This is a genomic window from Clostridioides sp. ZZV15-6598 (assembly GCF_020657705.1).
GTDB classification, from domain to species: domain Bacteria; phylum Bacillota; class Clostridia; order Peptostreptococcales; family Peptostreptococcaceae; genus Clostridioides; species Clostridioides difficile_F.
In genome coordinates this window covers 1-7,858 of record NZ_JAGWCS010000162.1, presented here as the reverse complement: position 1 = coordinate 7,858, position 7,858 = coordinate 1, and the positions used below count along the sequence as shown (strand labels likewise).

General features: G+C 27.5%; 8 protein-coding genes. All 8 read right to left on the bottom strand.

Annotated features, from left to right (window positions below):
• Positions 1-399: 399 nt before the first annotated feature.
• Positions 400-546 (bottom strand): hypothetical protein, encoded by a 147-nt coding sequence (locus tag KGF50_RS19125; protein WP_227849534.1) that lies wholly within the window; start codon positions 544-546, stop codon positions 400-402.
• A gap of 54 nt (positions 547-600) precedes the next feature.
• On the bottom strand, positions 601-1,797 hold the full coding sequence (locus KGF50_RS19120; RefSeq protein WP_227849533.1) for an aminotransferase class I/II-fold pyridoxal phosphate-dependent enzyme: 1,197 nt from the start codon (positions 1,795-1,797) through the stop codon (positions 601-603).
• Between the two features lies 1 nt (position 1,798).
• Entirely contained in the window at positions 1,799-2,881 is a 1,083-nt protein-coding gene (locus KGF50_RS19115; RefSeq protein ID WP_227849532.1) for a M24 family metallopeptidase, read from the bottom strand.
• A gap of 110 nt (positions 2,882-2,991) precedes the next feature.
• The gene (locus KGF50_RS19110; protein ID WP_227849531.1) at positions 2,992-4,329 is read right to left on the bottom strand and encodes a PTS transporter subunit EIIC; all 1,338 of its coding nucleotides are present in this window, start codon (positions 4,327-4,329) and stop codon (positions 2,992-2,994) included.
• Positions 4,330-4,371: 42 nt separating this feature from the next.
• Entirely contained in the window at positions 4,372-4,698 is a 327-nt protein-coding gene (locus KGF50_RS19105) for a PTS sugar transporter subunit IIB (RefSeq protein WP_227840520.1), read from the bottom strand.
• A gap of 2 nt (positions 4,699-4,700) precedes the next feature.
• A complete protein-coding gene (locus tag KGF50_RS19100) occupies positions 4,701-5,021 on the bottom strand; it encodes a PTS lactose/cellobiose transporter subunit IIA (protein WP_227849530.1) in 321 nt (106 codons plus the stop codon).
• Positions 5,022-5,038: 17 nt separating this feature from the next.
• Entirely contained in the window at positions 5,039-6,067 is a 1,029-nt protein-coding gene (gene ypdE, locus KGF50_RS19095; RefSeq protein ID WP_227849529.1) for an aminopeptidase, read from the bottom strand.
• Positions 6,068-6,078: 11 nt separating this feature from the next.
• Positions 6,079-7,858: PTS sugar transporter subunit IIA (locus tag KGF50_RS19090; RefSeq protein ID WP_227849528.1), on the bottom strand; the 1,780-nt coding region annotated here is incomplete at its 5' end.

Below are 7,858 nucleotides of genomic sequence, written 5' to 3'. Positions count from 1 at the left end.
GTTACAAATACTATTATAAAACTACTTTTTTATTACCTTTTATATAACCCTCTCTAAAAAAATTCTTATAACATAAAATATATTCTTTAATAAGCATTACAATATAAGACTAGATTGTTTTACTATATCTATTCTATCAATCATATCATTTACTAACTATAATCCTAATAAACTTTTAACTCCTTAATGTAAATTTTTATCCTTTATATAAAGCAAAAAATATACAAAACTTTAATAAAATATATTTTTATTTATATATTTTATTAAAGTTTTGTATATTTAAGAGTTGTTATTTTTTAAAGTTTTAAATTGTACTTATTTTACTTATTCTATAACTATTATTTACTCAGTTTTTATAGGTCAAGAAGTTTTATTATTCCTGTAGTTTAACCCATTTAATTATTTGTCTATACCTTCCTTAATGTTTTTTTCAACTCCAAATATATATGTCATAATAAATGGAGCAATCAATGCTATAAACATCACTATAAGTCCATTTATTATATTCGAAGTTCCCTTTTCTCCTGATAGCCCAAGTACTGCCATTATACTATTTTGTGGAACATATAAAGAAACTAGAAATATGATAAGTTATGATATCTATAAATTAACAAAAGATGTTTTATTAGAGTATAAATAGTCTATACCCTTTTTAAATCTTTCAAGACCTTCTTTTAGTTTTTCTCTTGGGCATCCACAATTTAATCTTAAATATTTCTCACTTCCATATACTTCTCCTCTCATTATTCCTACTCCTCCAATATTAATTAAAGACTCTTGTATTTCTTCACAAGTAAAAGGAACGTCTCTACAATCTATCCAGGCCAAATATGTACTTTCGGGCTTTGTAAATTTAATATCTTCAAAATTCTCTTTTATAAACTGTGATACATAACTTAAGTTATTATCTATGTATTCAACAAGTTGTTCTATATAATAATCACATTCATTGTAAGAAACCATTGTTGCATACATACCTGGCAAACTTACAGAGTTTAGAAAATCTCTTCTTCTTGTTATCGCTAAAAATTCATCATATATATTTTTATTTGGTATAACAGCATATGAACCTATTAATCCTGGATAATTAAATGTTTTACTTCCAGAAGATACTAAATATAGTTCTTTGTATTTATTTAAATATTTAACTATTGGTAAATGTTTATTTCCTCCCATGATTATATCAGAATGTATTTCATCACTTATAATTTTTACATTGTGTTTTTTACAAGTACCTATTATAAATCCTAATTCAATTTCTTTCCAAACCTTACCTGTTGGATTATGAGGTGAGCATAGCAATAATACATCACAATTTTTTATACTATATTCAAATTCATTAAAGTCTATATTAAATTTGCCATCTTTTTCATGCAATTGTATTTTTTCTAACTCAAATCCATTTTCTTCTACTACACTAAAAAATGCATCATACATAGGATTAAATGTAGCAACTTTCTTTTTATTATTACAAAGTAATCTAAGCAGTACTGATACTGAATACATAACTGATGGACTATATAATACCCAATCATTCTCTATTTTTGTTTGAAATCGTCTATTATAGTACCCTACAATACTCCCTTTAAAATCATCATGATTCCATCTGGAATATCCATATATTTGATGCTGTAACATCACTTGTAACTTTTCATATACTGGCTTAGGTACTGTAAAGTCTGTATCTGAAATAGAAAATGGAATTAAGTCTTTTTTCCCAAATCTATCTTGTATATAATCCCATTGTGTGCAATAAGTACCTTTACGGTTATAAACTTCATCAAAATTGTGCTTCATATTAATCCTCCAATATAATTATATCTTTAGTTGTTTTATTTAGTATAGTTCCTATCCCATCTTTAATCCAAACATCATCTTCTATTCTTACTCCACCTAAGTTAGGTATATATATTCCAGGTTCACAAGACATAACCATATTTTCACATAATATAGTTTCTGAACTTTCATTTAAAAATGGATATTCACACCCATCTCCTATACCTATCCCATGTCCTAATCCATGATTAAAATATTTACCATATCCTGCATCATCTATAATTTTTCTTACTTTATAGTCTATATTTCTAGCTTTATTTCCTTCTTTTATATTACCTATTCCAACTTGTTGGGCTAATTTTACTATATTATATATTTCCAACATTTTGGGGTTTGGTTTTCCTATAAATATAGTTCTTGTCATGTCTGATTGATAGTTTTTATATTCTATTCCAAAATCTATCATAATAGTGTCTCCTGATTCTATTTTTTTACTTGTTGGTCTTCCATGAGGAAGTGCTGTTCTCACTCCTGATGTTATAACTGGATCAAAAGATAATTTACTAGCTCCATATTTTAGTGAATAAAAATGAACAAAAGCACTTATCTCATTTTTACTGACTCCAATTTTTATATGCTTTAATACGTTTTCAAATATTTTATCTGTAATTTCGCAAGCTTCTTTTAATATATTTATTTCTTCTCTATCTTTAATAATCCTTACCTTATTTATTTCATCACCTATTAAAGTAAGTTTAAAATCGTATTTATTTAATTCTTTATAATCTGATATAGAATATGCTTGAGATTCTATTCCAAGCTTTGAATATTTATTATCCTTAAAAATCTCATATACAATATCAAAGTGTGATTTATTAGATTTTGATGGAGTATTTTCTATTATTTCAAACAAGAAATTCATACTCTTTGCTTCGTTTGTATATCTTCCATCTAAAATTAAATATTGACTATCTTTTGTTATTAAAATATTTACGCCACTTCCTGTTAAAGTCTGCAAATATTTTTTAGTAGTTTTTGACTTTATGAGTATCGCATCTAATTCTAAATCATTTAATAGTTTTTTTATTTTATTTATCCTTTCCATTTTATTTATCCTCCTATTAAAATGTCTTACTATTCTATAAAATAAAAGCTATGAATATAGATTTATAGTTCTATTTTCATAGCTTTTATTTATATGCTTAAATTATATTTCTAGAAATCTAAATCACCTAATAAACCTAAGTCCTCTTGAGATATTACAGATTCTTCTTGAACTTCTTGAGCTTGCTTATCATATCTCTCATTACATTGTTTTTCATACATTTTATAGAATGGATACCATATTAATATAGATCCTATCATTTGTCCAGCTTGAACTATTGGAGTTAACCAATGTCCATTTACTAAGAATCCTTCTATAAATACTCCTAAATATGGAGGATTAAAAAAAGGCTTTGCTAATATTCCTGCATGCATTAAGAATGCTGGGAATGTTCCTAGTATAGTTCCTCCAATTACAAAAGGTAAAAAGAATGTTGGGTTTAAAACTATTGGTCCACCAAATAATATAGGTTCATTTATACCAAATAATGCTGGTACTAAAGAAACTTGACCTATACGCTTAAAGTCTACTCTCTTAGACATTAAATACCAAAATACTAAACCAAATGTTACTCCTGTCCCTGTAAAGTTTGCAAATGCACTTACCATTCCTCCTGTATAGAAGTGTGGTAGTGATTGTCCTACTGCCATAGCTTCCAAGTTTTCAGCTAAGAATTGTGCCGTTATTGGTGCTGTTATTGGTGATAATACCGATGGATGTATTCCAAAGAAGAATAATGTTATTCCTAAGAATGTTATAAATGCAAATGTAAATGGATTATCTAAAGAACCAACTAATGGAGCTAAAAATTGAGTAAGTATTTCTGGAGGTAGTACCCCAAATACTTCTAAAGTAATTATTCTTATACCCATAAATACTCCAACTATTATTACTGTCGTAGGTATTAATTCAAATGAACTTGATACAAAATCAGGTACACTTTCTGGCATACGTATAGTGAAATTTTTCTTTTTACACCATCTATACAATTCAACAGCCAATACACCTGCTACCATCGCTATAAACAGACCTTTAGTTCCCATATATTTAATATCCATTCCACCATCTTCAGTGAAATTGAAACTCATTAAAAGGAAACCAACAGCAGCTAATGACATTGCTCCTGGCACATAAAGCTTATAGTGTTCTGAAGGAAAATATGTTATACACATACATACTAAAAATCCCATCATTCCTATAGTTAAGTGGAATGGAAGTTGTAACGAGTCCATATTATTTGTTATAAATGAAGTTATAGCATTCGGTCCCATAGCCTTTTCTGCTAAGTTTCCTATCGCCTCTGGTACAAGACTTAAACTTCCTATTATAAGTATCGGAGTCATTGCTACCATTGACTTTTTAATTGCACTTAAGTGATGCTGTTTGTCCATCTTTTGTGCAATCGGTGTAAGATGTTTATTCATAAATTGTTCGAACTTTTCAAACATTATTTTCCCCCCTGTTAGTCATATATTATACTTTACTAAGTGTTACATATTAGCTTTTTTGTGAGCTATTAATGCCATCTTAAGTGCAGTTGCACCATCCATTTTCCCATATGTATTTTGATCTATTACTACATATGGTACATTTTTAGGTTCTAATATAGGCTTTATGTAATCAAGTCTATGAGCTATTTGTGGTCCTATAACTAATACATCACAGTTATCAACCTCATTTTTTAATAAATCTACTGGTATTGCTTTAAATTCAAAATCCTCAGTATTTAATTTTTTACTATTTTTTACAGTGTTCTCCATGTTTTTCATTAACATTGTAGTCGAAAATCCACCTGCACAACATAATATTATTCTCATTTTTACGCCTCCTTAGATTCAAATACATCTATTAATTTTTCTATTAAGTCTCTAGATAATTGTGAAGTCATGTAATGGTCTTGAGCATGCATCATTAATAAACTCACCATTGACTTGCTTTCACAATCTCCAGATAATTCACTTTGTATTAATGCAGTTTGTGCATTATGTGCTTCTATGTCTATTTTTCTAGCTTCTTCCATACAAGCTCTAGCTCCTTGATAGTCCCCTTCTTTCACTTTATTTAAAGCTTCAAATGACTTTGCTTTACTATCCCCTGAAGAAACTATTATCTCCATTATTTTCATTTCTAGATTTTCCATGCTTACCTCCTATGTTGTTAAATAAATTTTAATATATCATTGTACTTCTCTATATTCATATCATTAATAACAGCAGTACATAAATTGATAACCTCTTCAACGTCTCTTATATCTACCATTGAATAGTTTCCATGACAGTATCTTAAGGGAACACCTAAAACTATAGCTAGTTTTCCTTTATTTACTAGATGTGCATTTCCAGCATCTGTTCCTCCTCCACTAAACATGTCACATTGAAATTTTATATCATACTTAGTGGCTAAGTTTTTCATATAATTCAAGAATTTTTTATTAGGAATCATTGTTTTATCATAATGCACTATCATACATCCTTTAGATAATTTGCGTTGATTGGTATAATTTCTAATTAAATCTGGTGCACAGGCAACATCTATAGCAAACACTATATCAGGATTCACTACTTCTGATGCTGTTTTGCCACCTCTTATTCCAACCTCTTCAGAACTTGTATATACAAGGTATGTATCATTGTCATTCTTTTTTATTTGATTAATTTTTCTATCTATCTCTTTAAGTACATAGCATCCTATTCTATCGTCTAAAGCCTTTGCCATAAGTACATTTTCAGTTAACATCTCACTATCACTAGTAAAGCATACCATATCCCCTATATTTATACCTAAATCTTCAACCTCTTTAGCTGTACTTACTCCCATATCTACATATATGTCTTTTACTTTGTGATTTTCATCATATGAACAATTCATAAGTCCTTTTACCTTAGTTCCATCAACTTTGGTCACATTTACTTTTTGGAACGACTTTGCACTATCTTTAACTCCACCAACATTAATCAAATGTAACATTCCAATATCACTTATATGTCTTACCATAAATCCAACTTCATCCATATGAGCACAAAACATCATTTTCAATCCATCACCTCTATGGCGAACTATCATACTTCCTAAGTTATCAAAACTAACTTCTCCATTTATATTTTCAGATAATATACTCCTTATTTCTTGTTCATTTGAAGCTATTCCATCTGCTTCACATAGTTTTTTTAAATAATTTATACTCATAAAATTACCCTCTATATTCTTTGATTTATTAAAGCCACAAATTCTTTGAATGTTTTAGCGTTTATAAGTAATCGAACAGTTTCTATATCACTCATTATTTCATATAAACTACTACTAATTTTTTTATAAAGTCCAATGTTTTCTTTTTTTAAACAAATCATAAATATTAAAGAAACTTTTTTACCTTCAAATACTATTGGATTTTGTAAAATTTTTACTGAAATTACATTCTCATTTCCATCAATATCTATAGGATGAGGTGTTGCAACTCCATTTATATATATATTCGTTGCAAATGACTCTCTTTTCAAAACCTTTTCAGAGTATCCATAATTTCCTGCACCTTTTAATTCTATATTTTTGGACATATCCCCTAGACATTTAATATAATCGCTTGAATCATTGTCTATATTAAAATAGTCACTTCTAAAAAATTTACTGATAAAAGTTTGTTCTTTATTTTCTAAGGAATACTCCTTAAATTTTTCAAACATAATCAGCTCTTTGATTCTTAAAATATCATAATCATCTAAAAGTTCTTTTATATATATAATAGGTACTTCTAGTCTTATATCTAGTTCACAAATCGAGAAGATAATATCTGGATTAAATTTTTCTAATTCTTTCATCTGTATAAGCGAAAAAGTTTTTATATTAGTTTTTTCAAATAAACTACTTATCTTAAATTTTATTAACTGAGCACTCCCACCACCTGATGAGCATACTATTGCTATTGAATTATACTTTCTAAATTCATAGATAGCTTGTTTTTCCATATTCATAGCAAAGTATGTAGCTATAAATCCAATTTCATCCCGTTGAATTTCAACATTATACTTTTTATACATCATTTTTCCTAGTAATATAGCCATATTAAAAGCAACTGGGTATTTGATTTGTATTTCATCTATAAGTGGGTTTTGGTAAGATATACTAAAAGTGGACCTCTTCAACAATTCTGTTAAATGATTTAGTAATGATTTTTTAAATTCTTCATCTTCATTAAAATATGTATTATTTTCTTTATCAAATTGTTCTAAGAAATCTTCTAAACCATCTCTTAAACTATCTATGTTTTCTTGTCTGCTAAATTTTTTCCTAGCTTTTTTCTTTATCAAATATTGTAATATCTTGTAATCTTCACTAGATAAATTTAATCCATATTCATTGTTGCTATCATCTAGTTCTAATAATCTAGCTTGCTTATCTATATACATAGTTACTTTTAACCAAGATAGTATTTCTTTTAGTTCCATATAATTTATGACTAAATTATTTTCTTTTAATTTACTGATAAATTTGTCCTGTATTTTTTTAAAATCGTTTTCCAAACTACTATCAATATACTCTTTTATAATTTCATTTTCTTTTATATAAAGGTCTACTATCAATTCTCTTCTTTCTTTCATGCTATTCATAATTCTTAATCCATAGTGAGATTTTCTTTCTAGCTTAAGACTGTATTTTTCTAAATAAGAATCAATATCTTTTTTATATCCTTTTACTACCGACCTACTTGTCCTTAATCTTCCTAGTATCTTGTCTATAGTTATATAATCTTCATTTAAGATAATACATGAAATTATACTTTCGACGTTTGACTTAGGTTGGTCTAGATACTCAGATAACTCAACTTTAAATTTTTCAAATAAAGTATTATCTTCAACCTCTAATAAATAACCTAATCCTCTTTTTTGTATTATATTAAAACCTTTATTACTAGATACCTTAGATAAATACGAAAAATCATTTTGTAGTGTTCTTTTAGACACAGAATACTTATCTATAAAA